At 67.8% G+C, this 15,836-nt stretch carries 17 protein-coding genes; 11 read left to right on the top strand and 6 right to left on the bottom strand.

Translation table 11 applies throughout. The annotated features are described in order from the left end of the window. Positions 1-25 precede the first annotated feature (25 nt). From ACWF9G_RS18340 to ACWF9G_RS18330, 3 genes are all read right to left on the bottom strand, one after another. Positions 26-1,042 carry an aldo/keto reductase gene (locus tag ACWF9G_RS18340; protein ID WP_452516589.1) on the bottom strand — a complete coding sequence of 339 codons (1,017 nt, stop codon included), beginning with the start codon at positions 1,040-1,042 and terminating at the stop codon, positions 26-28. Then, positions 1,039-1,503, bottom strand: a complete 465-nt coding sequence (locus tag ACWF9G_RS18335; RefSeq protein ID WP_452516588.1) for a MerR family transcriptional regulator — start codon at positions 1,501-1,503, stop codon at positions 1,039-1,041. The genes ACWF9G_RS18340 and ACWF9G_RS18335 overlap by 4 nt, the downstream gene beginning before the upstream one ends. Before the next feature lie 88 nt (positions 1,504-1,591). Next, a complete protein-coding gene (locus ACWF9G_RS18330; RefSeq protein ID WP_452516587.1) occupies positions 1,592-1,960 on the bottom strand; it encodes a VOC family protein in 369 nt (122 codons plus the stop codon). 48 nt (positions 1,961-2,008) lie between these two features. On the opposite strand from ACWF9G_RS18330, the gene ACWF9G_RS18325 reads away from it, so the two are divergent. Continuing rightward, positions 2,009-2,212 carry a hypothetical protein gene (locus ACWF9G_RS18325; protein WP_379310381.1) on the top strand — a complete coding sequence of 68 codons (204 nt, stop codon included), beginning with the start codon at positions 2,009-2,011 and terminating at the stop codon, positions 2,210-2,212. A gap of 11 nt (positions 2,213-2,223) precedes the next feature. Here the strand turns inward: ACWF9G_RS18325 and ACWF9G_RS18320 are convergent, their stop codons facing one another. Further along, complete coding sequence (locus ACWF9G_RS18320; protein WP_379310382.1) at positions 2,224-2,715, bottom strand: SixA phosphatase family protein; 492 nt, start codon at positions 2,713-2,715, stop codon at positions 2,224-2,226. A gap of 156 nt (positions 2,716-2,871) precedes the next feature. On the opposite strand from ACWF9G_RS18320, the gene ACWF9G_RS18315 reads away from it, so the two are divergent. Next, positions 2,872-4,539: an FAD-dependent oxidoreductase gene (locus tag ACWF9G_RS18315; protein WP_452516585.1), complete on the top strand. Its 1,668-nt coding sequence runs from the start codon at positions 2,872-2,874 to the stop codon at positions 4,537-4,539. A 31-nt stretch (positions 4,540-4,570) separates the two neighbouring features. On the opposite strand, the gene ACWF9G_RS18310 is transcribed toward ACWF9G_RS18315, so the two are convergent. Continuing rightward, on the bottom strand, positions 4,571-5,344 hold the full coding sequence (locus tag ACWF9G_RS18310; RefSeq protein WP_379310384.1) for an acyl-[acyl-carrier-protein] thioesterase: 774 nt from the start codon (positions 5,342-5,344) through the stop codon (positions 4,571-4,573). A 189-nt stretch (positions 5,345-5,533) separates the two neighbouring features. Here ACWF9G_RS18310 and ACWF9G_RS18305 point away from each other — a divergent pair, with 189 nt between their 5' ends. The 3 genes from ACWF9G_RS18305 to ACWF9G_RS18295 all read left to right on the top strand — a co-directional run bounded on the left by ACWF9G_RS18305 (position 5,534) and on the right by ACWF9G_RS18295 (position 9,441). Then, the gene (locus tag ACWF9G_RS18305) at positions 5,534-7,189 is read left to right on the top strand and encodes a serine/threonine-protein kinase (RefSeq protein ID WP_379310385.1); all 1,656 of its coding nucleotides are present in this window, start codon (positions 5,534-5,536) and stop codon (positions 7,187-7,189) included. Positions 7,190-7,215: 26 nt separating this feature from the next. Next, positions 7,216-8,190, top strand: coding sequence for an NADPH:quinone oxidoreductase family protein (locus ACWF9G_RS18300; protein ID WP_452516584.1), 975 nt, complete (start codon positions 7,216-7,218; stop codon positions 8,188-8,190). Positions 8,191-8,328: 138 nt separating this feature from the next. Next, positions 8,329-9,441 (top strand): winged helix DNA-binding domain-containing protein, encoded by a 1,113-nt coding sequence (locus tag ACWF9G_RS18295; RefSeq protein ID WP_452516582.1) that lies wholly within the window; start codon positions 8,329-8,331, stop codon positions 9,439-9,441. A 9-nt stretch (positions 9,442-9,450) separates the two neighbouring features. Here ACWF9G_RS18295 and ACWF9G_RS18290 read toward each other — a convergent pair whose 3' ends face one another. Then, a complete protein-coding gene (locus tag ACWF9G_RS18290) occupies positions 9,451-9,966 on the bottom strand; it encodes an Lrp/AsnC family transcriptional regulator (protein WP_379310388.1) in 516 nt (171 codons plus the stop codon). Positions 9,967-10,106: 140 nt separating this feature from the next. Between ACWF9G_RS18290 and hppD the strand changes: the two genes are divergently transcribed. From hppD to fusA, 6 genes are all read left to right on the top strand, one after another. After that, positions 10,107-11,252 carry a 4-hydroxyphenylpyruvate dioxygenase gene (hppD, locus tag ACWF9G_RS18285; RefSeq protein WP_379310389.1) on the top strand — a complete coding sequence of 382 codons (1,146 nt, stop codon included), beginning with the start codon at positions 10,107-10,109 and terminating at the stop codon, positions 11,250-11,252. Between the two features lie 31 nt (positions 11,253-11,283). Beyond that, positions 11,284-11,811, top strand: a complete 528-nt coding sequence (locus ACWF9G_RS18280) for a DUF3558 domain-containing protein (RefSeq protein WP_452516579.1) — start codon at positions 11,284-11,286, stop codon at positions 11,809-11,811. Further along, complete coding sequence (locus ACWF9G_RS18275) at positions 11,808-12,362, top strand: DUF3558 domain-containing protein (protein ID WP_379310391.1); 555 nt, start codon at positions 11,808-11,810, stop codon at positions 12,360-12,362. The genes ACWF9G_RS18280 and ACWF9G_RS18275 overlap by 4 nt, the downstream gene beginning before the upstream one ends. Positions 12,363-12,635: 273 nt before the next feature. Next, positions 12,636-13,010, top strand: a complete 375-nt coding sequence (gene rpsL, locus ACWF9G_RS18270) for a 30S ribosomal protein S12 (RefSeq protein ID WP_019049359.1) — start codon at positions 12,636-12,638, stop codon at positions 13,008-13,010. A gap of 1 nt (position 13,011) precedes the next feature. Further along, on the top strand, positions 13,012-13,482 hold the full coding sequence (gene rpsG, locus ACWF9G_RS18265; RefSeq protein ID WP_019049358.1) for a 30S ribosomal protein S7: 471 nt from the start codon (positions 13,012-13,014) through the stop codon (positions 13,480-13,482). Between the two features lie 150 nt (positions 13,483-13,632). Further along, positions 13,633-15,735 (top strand): elongation factor G, encoded by a 2,103-nt coding sequence (gene fusA, locus ACWF9G_RS18260; protein WP_379310392.1) that lies wholly within the window; start codon positions 13,633-13,635, stop codon positions 15,733-15,735. The last annotated feature ends 101 nt before the right edge of the window (positions 15,736-15,836 follow it).

The raw sequence follows: 15,836 nt of genomic DNA, 5'->3' as shown, positions 1-15,836 counted from the left end.
CTGTCGGACCGCGGCGCGCCGACGGCTACTCCCGGCCCGCGGAGGTGAAGGACATGTCGGCGTACCGGTTGCCCGCCACCTGACCGGCGATCGGCTCGAGCGTCGCGAGTTCCCCGGCGGTGAGCCGCACCGTGGCCGCCGCGACGTTCTCGGCCAGCCTGCTGCGCTTGCGCGTGCCGGGGATCGGCACCACCGCGAGACCGTGCACCTCGGCGCGGGCGTGCACCCATGCCAGGGCGGCCTGGGCCTGGGTGATCCCGTGTGCCGCGGCGATCGCGGCCAGCGGGGCCAGCAGTTCGGCGTTGTGCTCGGCGTTGTCGCCGGTGAACCGCGGCTGGAACTGGCGGAAATCCTTGTCGCTCAGGTCGTTCGCGGTGCGGAACGCACCGGTGAGGAAGCCGCGGCCCAGCGGCGAGTACGGCACGAAGGCAACGCCGAGTTCGGCCGCGGCGGGGACCGCGGTGCGCTCCACGTCGCGGGAGAACAGCGACCACTCCGACTGCAGCGCCGCGATCGGGTGCACCGCGTGCGCCGCGCGCAGTTCGTCGCCGGTCACCTCGGACAGGCCGAGCGCGCGCACCTTGCCCGCGGCGACGAGTTCGGCCAGCGTGCCAACGGTGTCCTTGATCGGCACGGCCGGGTCGCGGCGGTGCATGTAGTACAGGTCGATGGTGTCGATGCCGAGCCTGCGCAGGCTGGCATCGACGGAGGCGCGGATGTAGGCGGGGGAGTTGTCGAAGCCGCGGAAGGCCGGGTCGTCGGCCTTGCGGACGATGCCGAACTTGGTGGCGATCACCAGGTTCTCGCGGTTGGCCCGGACGAAGTCGGCGAGGAATTCCTCGTTGTGGCCCGAGCCGTAGACATCGGCGGTGTCGAACAGGGTGACGCCGAGTTCCAGCGCGTGATCCAGGGTGGCCCGCGATTCGGTCAGGTCGCTGTCGCCGTAGAACTCGCTGATACCCATGCAGCCGAGGCCCTGCGTGCCGACCAGCGGGCCGTCGGCGCCGAGGGTGACGGTCGGCAGTATCGCGGTGGTGCTCATGTGTCGGTTCCTTCGCTCGTGTGCGCGGTGAGCGTGGCCGGCCGGTCGACCTCGGATCGGCCTTCGTAGATGGCGATCTTGTAGTCGAGGACGGCCACGGTCTGCTGTAGTTCCGCGATCTTGTCGAGCACGTCGGACCTGGTCTGCCGGAACATCGCCAGCCGCTCGGGGTAGGTCTGTTCGCCTGCCCGCACCAGTTCGGCGTAGCGGATCATGTCGGCGACCGGCATGCCGGTCAGCCGCAACCGGCCGATCAGCACCAGCCACTCCAGGTCGCGATCGCTGAAGCGGCGGTTGCCGGAGTGGTCGCGGCCGATGTAGCTCATCAGCCCGATCCGCTCGTACCAGCGCAGGGTGTCGCGACTGAGACCCGATCGCGCGGCGGCCTCGCCGATCGAGTATTTCGGGCGCTCCCGCTCGTCGTCCCCGCTGTTGGTGCGCAGGGCCGCGTCCTGATCCATCGTGCTCGTCCCTTCCCGTGGAACCCCACCGACGCTATCCACCTGGAGTGCACTCCAAGCAAGACTTATTCTCGCGGGACGAACGAACTCAGTTGTACTTCGGCAGCTCCTGGACGGCCCATCGGTTGCCGTCGGGATCGGCGAAGAAGGTGAACAGGCCCCACCCCATGTCCTGGACCGGCGTGGCCTCCACACCCGCGGCGACGAGCTGGTCGTAGGCCTGCTGCGCGCTGGGCACGACCATCTGCATGCCTTCGACGCTGCCGGGGGCGGCACTGGTCAAACCGCGGCCGATACAGATCGAGCAGCCGGAACCCGGCGGGGTGAGCTGGACGAAGCGGATGTCCGGGCTCGGGGTGTGGTCGTGATCGGCGTTGAAGCCGATACTGGTGTAGAAGTCCTTGGCCCGATCGACATCGGTGACCGGGATGGCAACGAGCTCGATTTTCCAATCCATGCCGTTCAGCATGGCACCGAAGACCGACAGAAACGTAGTGTGGATCACATGGCTGGTAAGGACATCGACCGGATCAGAGCCCGCTCGGCCTGGGAGACGGTCAAAGAGAGCCCCGTGATCACCGCGATCGCGGTGGCCCCGGTGGTCTTGGTGCTCGGCGTGGTGTGGGCGCTGACGAACGGCTTCGTCGCCCTCGTCCTGCTCGCGCTACTCGGGATCGGCATCGTCGTCGGCGGCAAGCTCCTCGAGTAGCCTGCCCGGATTCAGCGTGGGACATGGAAATGCGTCAGTTCTCCCGAACCGGGGTCCAGCTGTGCCCACGGGCGGTCGAACTCGAGCACGGCCAGCGCCGAGGTCGGGAACTTGCGGCTGAGTTCGGTCGCCTGATCCGACTCGCGGTTGGCCGCCAGTTCCCAGGCGGTCCACGGGATTCCGGGCACGTGCCCGACGACGAGCAGGGTCTCGATCGCGTCGTCGGTGAGCTGGATCAGCTCGATCAGGGTGTGCGGGCTGGCCTCGTAGATGTCGTCGGTGTACTCCACCGGCGCGGCGATGCCGGTGGCGGCGAAGGTCTGCCTGGTGCGCGTCGCGGTCGAGCAGCGGACCGCATCGATGGGCGGCTGGGTGGCGCGCAGCCACTCGCCCGCCAGCGCCGCTTCCCGCTGTCCGCGCGGGGCGAGCGGGCGCGCGTGATCGCCGACGCCCTCGGGGTAGGCCGATTTTCCGTGCCGCATCAGGATGAGGGTCGCCGCCATGGAACCACCGTAATGCCGACCGCGGGTGAGGTCGCGGTCACACTCGAGGCACACTGAAAGCTACGTCACCGTAGATGTGTTCGTGGCACACCCGCCGCGGGCCCGTCGCGGACGACGTCTCGAGCCACCGACCACATATTTCGAGGATCTGCACCTATGGCCTACGTCATCACGCAGCGTTGTTGCAACGACGCCAGCTGCGTCACCGAGTGCCCGGTCGACTGCATTCGCCCGACTCCGGATCAGCCGGAGTTCGCCACGGCGGAGATGCTGTACATCGACCCCGACACCTGCATCGACTGCGGCGCCTGTGTCGACGCCTGCCCGGTGGACGCCATCTTCTCCGAGGACGACCTGCTCGCCTCGCTGGCCAGGTATCGCGAGATCAACGCCGCCTACTTCCAGCGCCACCCGCTGGAGTCGAACTTCGATCCGCTGGCGACGCCGACGCGTCCGCCCAAGGAGCTGGGAACCCTGCGCGTCGCGATCGTCGGCGCGGGCCCGGCCGCCTGCTACGCCGCCGACGAACTGCTCCGGCGCAGCGATGCCGAGGTCGAGATGTTCGACCGCCTGCCGACCCCGTGGGGTCTGGTGCGCGCGGGTGTCGCACCCGACCACGCGGGCACCAAGGGCGTGGCGAACATGTTCGAGTCGGCCTTCCGCCGCGAGACGCTGCAGTACTACCTCAACGTCGAGGTGGGTGAGCACATCGATCACCAGGAGCTGCTCGACCACCACCACGCGGTGATCTACGCCGTCGGCGCGTCCAGCGATCGCAAGCTCGGCGTGCCCGGCGAGGATCTGCCCGGCAGCCACTCGGCCACCGAGTTCGTCGCCTGGTACAACGGCCACCCCGACTTCGCCGACCGCGAGTTCGACCTGTCCGGCGAGCGCGCGGTGATCGTCGGCAACGGCAACGTCGGGCTCGATGTCGCCCGCGTGCTCACCGTCGACCCGGACGAGCTCGCCAAGACCGACATCGCCGACCACGCGCTGGACGCGTTGCGCCGCAGCAATATCCGCGAAGTGGTGATCCTCGGCAGGCGCGGCCCGCTGCAGGCGGCCTACAGCACGCCGGAGTTCCTGGCGCTGACGCACCTGAAGGGCGTCGACGTCGTGGTCGACCCGGCCGACATGGAGCTGGACCCGCACAGCCGCGCCATCCTCGACGACCCGAACATCGAGCCGTCGCTGCGGCTGAAGTATCAGCTCGCCCAGGAGTACTCGACCGTGCAGCACGACCCGTCGCACAAGCGGATCGCCTTCCGCTACCTGACGACCCCGACCGCGGTGCACGGCGACGACCGGGCCACCTCGATCGAATTCGCGCACAACGAATTGACCGAGGAGAACGGGCAATTGGTGGCCACCGCCACCGACCGCACCGAGACGCTCGGGACCGGACTGGTGCTGCGCTCGATCGGCTACCGCGGTGTGCCCGTCGCGGGCCTGCCGTTCGACGAGCGGCGCGGCATCGTGCCCAGCGAGCACGGCCGGGTCATCGACGCGACCGAGCCGGTGCCTGGCGTGTACGTGTCCGGCTGGATCAAGCGCGGGCCGCGCGGCGTGATCGGTTCCAACCGGGTCGACGCCGAGGAGACCGTGGAAGCCGTGATCGCCGACTTCATCGCGGGCAAGCTCACCGCGCCGACCGGTGACAGGGCCGCGCTGCAGGCGCTGCTGGCCGAGCGTCAGCCGGAGCTGGTCGACCGCAAGGGCTGGAAGACCATCGACCAGGCCGAGAAGTCCGCCGGCAAGGCGGCAGGCAGGCCGCGCGTCAAGTTCACCACCCGCGCCGACCTGCTCAAAGCGGCGAAGGGCTAGCGGATGGCCCCGGCTCGGAAACGGGCCGGGGCTATTCCGGCAGCGGCATGATCCGCACGACGGTGGTGGTCGTGCCGCCGACGACGAACCACAGCCGCAGCACCTGCTGACCGGTTCGGTCGCCCGGCTCGTACCGGCCGCGCACGGTGATGTGCTCGCGGGCCAGCACCGGCGCCACGTACTCGATCACCGCGCGATGCGGTCCGGCGACCAGCTTCGGGTAGTCGACCAGGAACTGCTCGACGGCCTGCCAGTAGCAGGTGTGGTTGACATGGTTGTACTGGTCGATATCGGTCGCGCGCACCGGGAAGGGCAGATCGGTGTCGGACTCGCGCGGCGCCGGATCGGTGAGGTAGGGCCGCCAGCGCAGCCGGTGCTCGTCGGTGGATCGGGCCAGGTAGGCAAGGCCTTCGTCGCTGATCCGGGCGGGCAGGTTGCTCGATTCGCTGAGGTTGATCCAGAAGCCCTCGGTCTCGATCAGGCCGCCGCCGTCGCTGGTGATCCGGGTGCGCATGTTCGTCCAGCGGGTCGACATGCTCGAGCACCAGCGGGTCAGGCGCACCTGATCGGGCCAGGTGACCGGCCGGATGACGTCGATGACGGTGCGGCGCACGATCCAGGTGGGGTCGGTGCGATGCAATGCCGTCTGCTGGAGTTCGTCCCAGGAGATGTCCTGCAGATAGCGTGCCACCGCGTCGAGGCGTAGCCGCTGATAGGGATCCACGTCGCCAGCCCGGACGGGCCACGCCGCGGCGAAACCCATGCCCTCCTGGGGAAGCGGGGCCAGTGGCTGATCGAGTGACACGTGTGCTCCTTGCACGGCGCACCGGGGTGTGCCGCGACTTCTTGCGTAGTTCTGCAGACGACTTTACGGGTCGCAGATCACACCCTCACGCTGAGCCGGGACTATCGGTACCAGGTGGCGGTCACAGCGGGAGCGCCGGCCCCGTTGTCGTACATGACAGGAGCAACCCGCGCCCGGTAGCCTGCTGGGATGGCCGGCGGGGCAATGGCGGGCTCGATGTTCGGGCGCTATGAAATGCGCAGGCTCCTCGGAGTCGGCGGTATGGGGGAGGTCTACGAGGCCTACGACACCTCCAAGAATCGCACTGTCGCCGTCAAGGTGCTCAACCGCGAACTGGCCAGGGATCCCGTCTATGTGCAGCGCTTCCGGCGGGAATCGCACGCGATGGCGAGTGTGCAGGAACCGCACGTCATTCCGGTGCACGACTGGGGTGAGGTCGACGGTGTCCTCTATATCGACATGCGTCTGGTCAAGGGCAGCGATCTCAAGGACCGCCTGCAGCAGCACGGCAGGCTGACGCCCGGTGAGGCGGTGCAGGTGGTGGAGCAGATCGCCGCCGCACTCGACGCCGCGCACGAGATCGGCCTCGTCCACCGCGACGTGAAGCCCGCCAACATCCTGCTCACCGGCAACATGTTCGCCTACCTGGTGGATTTCGGTATCGCGCACGCGGACTCGGACCCGCAGCTCACCAGCACCGGCAGCGCCGTCGGCTCGATGGCGTACATGGCGCCGGAGCGGTTCGAGGACCAGCCGATGACGGCGGCCGTGGACACCTACGCTCTCACCTGCGTGCTCTACGAAAGCCTGGTCGGCCGGGTTCCGTACCCGGTGAACAGTCTCGCGGGCGCGATCGGCTCACATCAGATGGCGCCGCCGCCCCGGCCCAGCGCCGTCGACCCCGGACTTGCCTTCTTCGACCCCGTGATCGATCGCGGCATGGCCAAGCGTCCGCAGCAGCGTTACGCCACCCCCGGCGACCTGGCTCGCGCCGCCCGCGCGGCTCTCGTGCAGGCCGAGCGATCGGCGCCGAGCACGGCGCCCGGACCACAGGTGGCGGCGGCGACCGTGGTCCCCGCGCCGCGGTCGTGGGACACCGGCGAGCCGCCACCGCCCACGGTGTCGGGCCCGCAGGTCGTGGTCACGCCCGCCGCTCCGCACCAGCAGTGGACCCCGCCGCCGGGCTACCGGACGGCAGGGCCGCAGCCCACCCGTGTCGGCGGGCACACCCACCCGTCCGCGCCGCTACCGCTGCCACCGCAACGCAATTCGTCGACGCCGATCCTCGCCGGTGCGCTCGGCGCGCTGATCGTGGTCGCCGCGGTCGGCGTCGCGGTGTGGGTGATGCTTGGCGTCGGCGACGGCAAGAAGTCCGTCGCCGATCCGCCGAACACGACGACCGGCGCCGTCATCCCGCCGCCGCCGCAGATCGAGACGGTCAGCCAGACCGTGCCGACCACCCGGGTCGTCACCGCACCGCCCTCACCGACCAGGACGACCGTGCCGCCGCTGCAGTCGAGCGTCTCCGGCGCCGACGGTCAGGGCTTCCTGAACGGCAGCCCGCGCTGCAACGACAACGACGCCGCGATGACCATCGCGCGCACCACCGGTTCGCGGGTGATCATCTGCCACACCGGCGACAACCGCTTCTACTACAAGGGCGCACGGGCCAGCGACGGTCTCGGCATCGAACTCGACGACCCGGTGTCCACCGGCGGCGGCGGTTTCACCGCGACCAACCCGACCGACGGGACGCAATATCAGCTCACTCCGGCAGGCCTGACGATCACCAAGGGCGGGTCGGTGCTGGCCAGCGAGCAGGTCACGGAATTCGCCCATCGCTGACCGGTTCGCCGGGATATTGTTCGATCATGCGCGCAGCCCAGGTCGGCAAGTTGGACGGTCCGTCGGCGATCGAGATCGTCGACCTACCCGAGCCGGTGGCCTATCCCGGCGGGGTGCTGATCGACGTGCACGCTGCGGGTATCGCCTTCCCCGATGTGCTGATGACGCGCGGGCTCTACCAGATGAAGCCGGGCCTGCCGTTCGTCGTCGGCGGCGAGGTGGCCGGTGTCGTGCGCGAGGCGCCGGAGGGTTCGTCGCTGCGTCCCGGCGATCGCGTCGCCGCGCTGACCATGCTGGGCAACGGTGTCGCCGAGGTGGCCGTCTCGCCCGAGCACGCCGTGTTCAAGCTGCCCGACAACGTCTCGCTCGAAGCGGGCGCGGGCATTCTGTTCAACGACCTCACCGTCCACTTCTGCCTGACCAAGCGCGGCCGGATCACCGAGGGTGAGACCGTGCTGGTGCACGGCGCCGCGGGCGGTATCGGCACCTCCACCCTGCGGATGGCGAGGGCGCTCGGCGCGGGCCGGGTGATCGCGGTGGTCAGCACCGAGGCGAAGGCCCAGGTGGCCAAGGCCAACGGCGCGACCGATGTGGTGCTGACCGAAGGCTGGCTCGCCGCGGTGAAGGAGCTCACCGACGGCCGCGGCGTCGACATCGTGCTCGACCCGGTGGGTGGCGACCGCTTCACCGACAGCATCCGCTGCCTGGCCGGTGGCGGCCGACTGCTGGTCGTCGGTTTCACCGCCGGCGAGATCCCGACCGTGAAGGTGAACCGCCTGCTGCTCAAGAACGTCGAGGTCGTCGGCGCGGCCTGGGGCGAATGGGTGATGAGCCACCCCACCTACCTCGCCGAACAGTGGGCCGAGGTCGAACCCCTGCTCGCCTCCGGCGCCATCCCCGCCCCCGAGCCGGTCCTGTATCCGCTGGAGAAAACCGCCGAAGCCGTTGCGGCGCTGGACAACCGGACGGCGACCGGCAAGGTGGTCGTGCAGCTGCGCTGAGTTCGGCGCGACGGTCGGCCGATTCGGTCGCGACGCTGCGCTGAGCTGCGAGTGACGCTGCGCCCAATGCTCGGAGCCGGAGTGTGTCGTAGTCGGCCGGTATCGTCCAGCTCGTCACCGGGGAGTTGGAGGAGTCACATGCAGCTGTCGAATCGGGTGCTGAACCGGACGCTGCTCGCGCGTCAGCACCTGCTCGAGCGGTCGGCGCTGACGACCCCGCAGATGTGCGACCACCTCGTCGGCCTGCAAGCCCAGGACGTTCCGCCGCCCTTCGTCGGACTGTGGAGCCGTATCGCCGGCTTCGATCCGGCGACGGTGTCGACGGGCCTGGAAGACCGCTCGCTGGTGCGAATCACCCTGATGCGCGGCACCATTCACCTCGTCACCCCGCCCGACGCACTGCGGATCGCGCCGCACATCCAGCCGGAGCTGGAGAAGACGCCGTTCCGCAAAGGCTTCAACTACGGGGCGACCGTCGGTCTCGACCCCGACGAGGTCCGCGCGCACGGCGAAGCCGTTCTCGGTGACGAGCCGATGGCTACCGCCACGATGCGCGTCGAAGCGGCCAGGATCTACCCCGATCGCGACGCGGGCGCGGTCGTGCAGGCCTGGCTGTATCAACTGCCCGTCCTGCAGACACCGCCGCGCGGCCGCTGGCGCGACAACAGCCGACCGGTCTGGTCGCGGGTGGAACCGTGGCTCGGTGCGCCGCTGGACCCGAGCTACCCGGTGGCCGAACTGATCCTGCGCTATCTGCGCGCGTTCGGACCGGCGAGCACGATGGATATGCAGGCCTGGTCGCGCCTGCCCGCGATGAAGCAGGCCGTCACCGACCTGGGCGACCGGGTCCGCACCTACACCGACGAGCGCGGCCGGACCCTCTACGACGCCGCCGACCTCGACCTCGCCGACCCCGATCTGCCCGCCCCGGTCCGCCTGCTCGGCTGGTACGACAACGCGCTGCTGTCCCACCAGGACCGCACCCGCATCCTCGGCGACGACTCCGCACCCCCGCTGCGCGCCTTCGCAGCCTCCGTCTCGCCCGTGCTCATCGACGGTTTCCTGGCAGGCATGTACAAGATCTTCGTCAAGTCCGGCACCGCCCGGCTCCGCATCAGCCCGCTGCGCACCTGGACAACAGCGGAGTCCGCCGAGGTCGTTACGGAGGCGCACGCGCTGCTTTCGTTCCTCGAACCGGACGCCGAACCGCAGGTGGAAATCCTCGACCCAGGCACCGACCTCCGCCCCTGACCCATCGACTCAACGCGGCTCGCGGTAGGCGGGCGCCTTCGCGGTGCCCGCCGGGGTCAGGGTGCGCAGTAGTGGCATGGTGCGCCGCGCGATCACCGTCGACAGCACGATCACGCTGTGTGAGCGCACCACCGAGCTGGTCCGGTCGATGCTGAGCAGCACCGATTGCAGTCCTGCGTGCGAGTCGGCGCCGAGCCGGCACAGCACGTCGCCGGAGCCGGTGGTCGCGTAGGCCTCCAGCACGCCGGGGATGGCTTCGAGTTCGGCGCTGACGGTGTCCAGCGCACCCTGCGCGATCTCCAGCGTCACGAAGGCCTGCACGTCGAATCCGGCGGCGGTCACGTCGATCTGCGGATCGTAGGAGGCGATCACCCCCGACTCCTCCATCCGGTTGATCCTGGCCTGCACGGTCGCCCGCGCGACCTTCGTGCGCCGCGACAACTCGAGGATCCCGGCCTTCTGGAACTGGTGCATCGCGGTGAGGATCGCGAGATCGAGTTCGTCCAGTTTCGCCGGCGTACGCATCGAAAGGCCTCCGTGTCTGCGCGGTCAGGTGCTATTCAAATTGTCCACCATCGGGCCGCGATAGGTAGCTTCTTGTGTCAGCCTGTTCAGACTCCGATGTAGTAGTTGCCCAGCTCGCCCGGAACGGGATTTCCTAGGTCATGACCATTGAGCAGCAGCTCGTCGGGCTGATCGAGCACGACGACAGCATCGATCCGTTTCCGGTGATCGGGTGGGACGCGCTGGTGTGGGTCGTCGGCAACGCGACCCAGAGCGCGCACTTCCTGCAGTCGGCGTTCGGGATGCGGCTGGAGGCGTACTCCGGTCCCGAGACCGGCAATCGCGACCACAAGTCGTTCGTGTTGCGCAGCGGGGGAGCGCGGTTCGTCGTGCAGGGCGCGGTCGATCCCGACAGTCCGCTCGTCGCCCATCACGACCGGCACGGCGACGGCATCGTCGACATCGCGCTCGAGGTGCCCGATGTCGACCGCTGCATCGCGTGGGCGCGCGACCACGGCGCACGGATCCTGGTCGAACCGCACGACCAGAGCGACGAATTCGGCACGGTTCGCTCCGCGGCGCTGGCCACCTATGGCGAGACCAGGCACACACTGGTCGACCGGTCCGGGTACTACGGGCCGTACCTGCCGGGCTATATCGCGCGCACGTCCACCCATCAGCGGCGCACCGCCCGGCTCTTCCAGGCGATCGACCACGTGGTCGGCAATGTGGAACTCGGCATGATGGACCGCTGGGTCGACTTCTACCGCAACGTCATGGGATTCACGAACATGGCCGAGTTCGTCGGCGACGACATCGCCACCGAATACTCCGCGCTGATGAGCAAGGTCGTCGCCAACGGCAACCACCGGGTCAAGTTCCCGCTCAACGAACCGGCGGTGGGCCGCAAGCGTTCTCAGATCGACGAGTACCTCGAGTTCTATCGCGGCCCCGGCGTCCAGCACATCGCCCTTGCCACCGGTGACATCCTCGCCACGGTCGACGCGCTGCGCGCCGAAGGCGTCGAATTCCTGCAGACCCCCGACACCTACTACGAGGATTCCGAACTACGCGCCAGGATCGGCCATGTGCGAGTCCCGGTGGGGGAGTTGCAGCGCCGCGGCATCCTGGTCGACCGCGACGAGGACGGCTACCTCCTGCAGATCTTCACCCGCCCGCTCGCCGACCGCCCGACCGTCTTCTTCGAACTCATCGAGCGACACGGCTCACTCGGCTTCGGAAAAGGCAACTTCAAGGCCCTCTTCCAGGCCATCGAACGCGAACAGGAGGCTCGCGGCAACCTGTGAGCCGGGTGCCGCAGCCATTAGAGTTCATGGCATGCGGATCCCCTCGGCGATCATCACCGGCATGGCCCTGGTCGTCATGCTGACGTCGTGCGGATCGGGGGGCGACTCCGATACGCCGACCGGCCCGAACCGGCCACCACCGAAGGTCGCCTCGCTGGGGCCGTTCGTCGGTGAATGCGGACACGTCACCGACGACGAGGTCCGCAATCTCGCTGGCCTCGGCCAGATCTCGCGCGTGTACAAGAACGCGACCGGATGCAACTGGCAGGCCGCGGGGTTGAGTTCGCCGAGCGTCACCTTCGCCTCGTATCGGGGCAGCCCGATCGACCGCGAGAAGGCGTGGGTGTCCAACGTCGGCCGCAATCCGCAGACCATCGACGTGGGTGGCCGCCCTGGTTTCCAGGCGCTCGCTCCCGAGGGCACCGTCTGCGATCTCGCCGTCCAGCTCGACGACGACTTCTTCGAGTGGTCCATGTCCACCGGCCTGTTCGCGACCGGCGGCAACCCGTGCGACCGGACCAGGAAACTGGCCGAGCTGACCGTGGGACGGCTCGAATGAGCGCGCGCCGGGTCGCGGTTGCCGCGACGGCCGCGCTGTTGCTCACCGCCGGGCTGGCCGGCTGTGCCGAGAAGGTCCAGGGCAACGCGCAGCCGCTCGGCGGCGGTGGCGGTGGTGAGGCGATCAACACCGACTTCGACAAACTGCTGCGCGAGTGCGACGTGGTGGCCAGCGACAAGATCGGCGAGATCGTCGGCAACGCCAGCTTCGTCCAGGACTCGTTCTCCGGCGCCGTCTGCATGTGGGAGATCGAGGACGCCCCCGGCGGCGGGGCCATGGCCACCCTGAACTGGTACGAGATGGGTACGCTGAACAACGAGAAGGCCACCAACGACAAGTTGGGCTATCTCACCGGCGACATCACCGTGCAGGGCCGCAGGGCGCTACAGGTGCGCAGGCCGGGCGACAACGACTCCTGCGGTGTCACCGCCCCGGCCGCCGATGTCGGGGTCGTCGGCTGGTGGATCAACTACAAGCCGGGTTCGGCACACCCGGATCCGTGCGCCGCCGCCCAGAAATTGGTGGAGCTGACCTTGGATCTGGCCCGGTAGAAGCCTTGACGGGCCACCCCGCTTTGACCCAGATTCGGGCACGCGGGTATCGTGGATCCCTGTGCCCGGATTGCTACGGGCAAGTTCGTGCGTGAACGTAGGCCAGCGAAAGCGGCCGGAACGTTCCAGCGTGCCCAGAAAAAGGGCCCTGAGCTGCGCGCGACACGCCCGACCGCGGGTTAACGGAAACACGGTCGGACGTGCGAGTGAAAGCTCGATGAACTGAAGACATGTGTTCCGACAGCCGCAATTACCAATAAGGAAAGCCGGTCTATGCCAACCATCAACCAGCTGGTCCGCAAGGGTCGCCGCGACAAGGTCTCCAAGACCAAGACTGCGGCCCTGAAGGGGAGCCCGCAGCGTCGTGGCGTGTGCACTCGCGTGTACACCACCACCCCCAAGAAGCCGAACTCCGCGCTCCGTAAGGTCGCGCGTGTTCGCCTGACCAGCGCAGTCGAGGTCACGGCGTACATCCCCGGCGAGGGCCACAACCTGCAGGAGCACTCGATGGTGCTCGTCCGTGGCGGTCGTGTGAAGGACCTCCCCGGTGTCCGCTACAAGATCATCCGTGGCTCGCTGGACACCCAGGGTGTGAAGAACCGCAAGCAGGCCCGCAGCCGCTACGGCGCCAAGAAGGAGAAGAGCTGATATGCCACGCAAGGGCCCCGCACCCAAGCGTCCGCTGATCAACGACCCGGTCTACGGGTCGCCGCTGGTCACTCAGCTGGTCAACAAGATCCTGCTGGACGGTAAGAAGTCCACCGCCGAGCGCATCGTCTACGGTGCTCTCGAGCAGGCGCGTGAGAAGACCGGCACCGATCCGGTCGTCACCCTCAAGCGTGCGCTGGACAACGTCAAGCCCGCCCTCGAGGTGAAGCCCCGCCGCGTCGGTGGCGCCACCTACCAGGTGCCGGTCGAGGTCCGTCCGGGCCGCGCCAACACCCTGGCCCTGCGCTGGCTGGTCAGCTACTCCCGCGCCCGTCGCGAGAAGACCATGGTCGAGCGTCTCGCCAACGAGCTCCTCGACGCCAGCAACGGCCTCGGCGCTTCGGTGAAGCGTCGCGAGGACACCCACAAGATGGCCGAGTCGAACCGGGCCTTCGCGCACTACCGCTGGTGATTGCCGCCCGGCCCGTCGCTAGTGTCGGCGCCGGAAGGCTTTCAGTCGGGACGCGGCACTTCGGTGCCGCCCCCGGCGTTGACATTGTGACGACCCGAACCAGGGTCGTTCCCGAGAATTCCAACTAGCTAACGAGCGGGGAAGATTTCCGTGGCACAGGACGTGCTCACCGACCTGAACAAGGTCCGCAACATCGGCATCATGGCCCACATCGATGCGGGCAAGACCACCACTACCGAACGCATCCTCTTCTACACCGGTATCACGTACAAGATCGGTGAGGTCCACGACGGCGCTGCCACGATGGACTGGATGGAGCAGGAGCAGGAGCGTGGTATCACCATCACCTCCGCCGCTACCACCTGTTTCTGGAAAGACAACCAGATCAACATCATCGACACCCCCGGGCACGTCGACTTCACCGTCGAGGTGGAGCGTTCGCTGCGCGTGCTCGATGGTGCTGTCGCCGTGTTCGACGGCAAAGAGGGTGTCGAGCCGCAGTCCGAGCAGGTGTGGCGTCAGGCCGACAAGTACGACGTGCCGCGTATCTGCTTCGTGAACAAGATGGACAAGCTCGGCGCCGACTTCTACTTCACGGTGCAGACCATCAAGGACCGTCTCGGTGCCAAGCCGCTGGTCATCCAGCTGCCGATCGGCGCGGAGAACGACTTCGAGGGCATCGTCGACCTGGTCGAGAACAACGCCAAGGTCTGGAAGGGCGAGACCAAGCTCGGCGAAGAGTACGAGGTCGTCGAGATCCCGGCCGACCTCAAGGACAAGGCCGAGCAGTACCGTCAGGAGCTGCTCGAGACCGTCGCCGAGTCCGACGAGTCGCTGCTCGAGAAGTTCTTCGGCGGTGAGGAGCTCTCGATCGAGGAGATCAAGGGCGCCATCCGCAAGATGACGGTCAACTCCGAGCTGTACCCGGTGCTGTGTGGTTCCGCGTTCAAGAACAAGGGCGTGCAGCCCATGCTCGACGCGGTCATCGACTACCTGCCGTCCCCGCTGGATGTCGAGGCCACCACCGGCCACATCCCGGGCAAGGAAGAAGAGCTCGTCACCCGCAAGCCGAACGTCGACGAGCCGTTCGCGGCGCTGGCGTTCAAGATCGCGGTGCACCCGTTCTTCGGTGAGCTCACCTACGTCCGCGTGTACTCGGGCAAGGTCGACTCCGGCTCGCAGGTCGTCAACTCGACCAAGGGCAAGAAGGAGCGCCTGGGCAAGCTGTTCCAGATGCACTCCAACAAGGAGAACCCGGTCACCACCGCCTCGGCAGGCCACATCTACGCCGTGATCGGTCTGAAGGACACCACCACCGGTGACACCCTCTCGGACCCGCAGAACCAGGTCGTCCTCGAGTCGATGACGTTCCCGGACCCGGTCATCGAGGTCTCGATCGAGCCCAAGACCAAGTCCGACCAGGAGAAGCTCGGCACCGCGATCCAGAAGCTGGCGCGCGAAGACCCGACGTTCTCGGTCAAGCTGGACGCCGAGACCGGCCAGACCGTCATCGGCGGCATGGGCGAGCTCCACCTCGACATCCTCGTCGACCGCATGAAGCGCGAGTTCAAGGTCGAGGCGAACGTCGGTAAGCCGCAGGTGGCCTACCGTGAGACGATCACCAAGCCGGTCGAGAAGCTCGAGTTCACGCACAAGAAGCAGACGGGTGGCTCCGGCCAGTTCGCGAAGGTCATCATCGCGGTCGAGCCCTTCGTCGGCGAAGACGGTGCGCACTACGAGTTCGAGAACAAGGTCTCCGGCGGTCGCGTGCCCCGTGAGTACATCCCGTCGGTCGACGCGGGTGCCCAGGACGCCATGCAGTACGGCGTGCTCGCCGGCTACCCGCTGGTGAACCTGAAGGTCACCCTGCTCGACGGCGCGTACCACGACGTCGACTCGTCGGAAATGGCGTTCAAGATCGCGGGCTCGCAGGCCCTCAAGGAAGCGGCCCGCAAGGCCGGTCCGGTGATCCTCGAGCCGCTCATGGCGGTCGAGGTCATCACGCCCGAGGATTACATGGGCGACGTGATCGGCGACCTCAACTCCCGCCGTGGCCAGATTCAGGCCATGGAGGAACGCAGTGGTGCCCGTGTCGTCAAGGCGCTGGTTCCGCTCTCGGAGATGTTCGGCTACATCGGTGACCTTCGGTCGAAGACCCAGGGTCGCGCGAACTACTCCATGGTGTTCGCCCAGTACGCGGAGGTTCCGGCCAACGTGTCCAAGGAGATCATCGCCAAGGCGACCGGCGAGTAATTCGCTTGCCGGGGCCAAGTACGCTTGGCCCCGGCAACCGGGCGTCAGCACGACCCCCCTTAATAACCGCACTGCTGCAAAAAAGCACGCACTAACTAGTC

The sequence above is a fragment of the Nocardia sp. NPDC055029 genome (assembly GCF_053608525.1).
The sequence above is the reverse complement of the archived record's forward strand: the minus strand, read 5'-3'. Positions and strand labels throughout refer to the sequence as shown.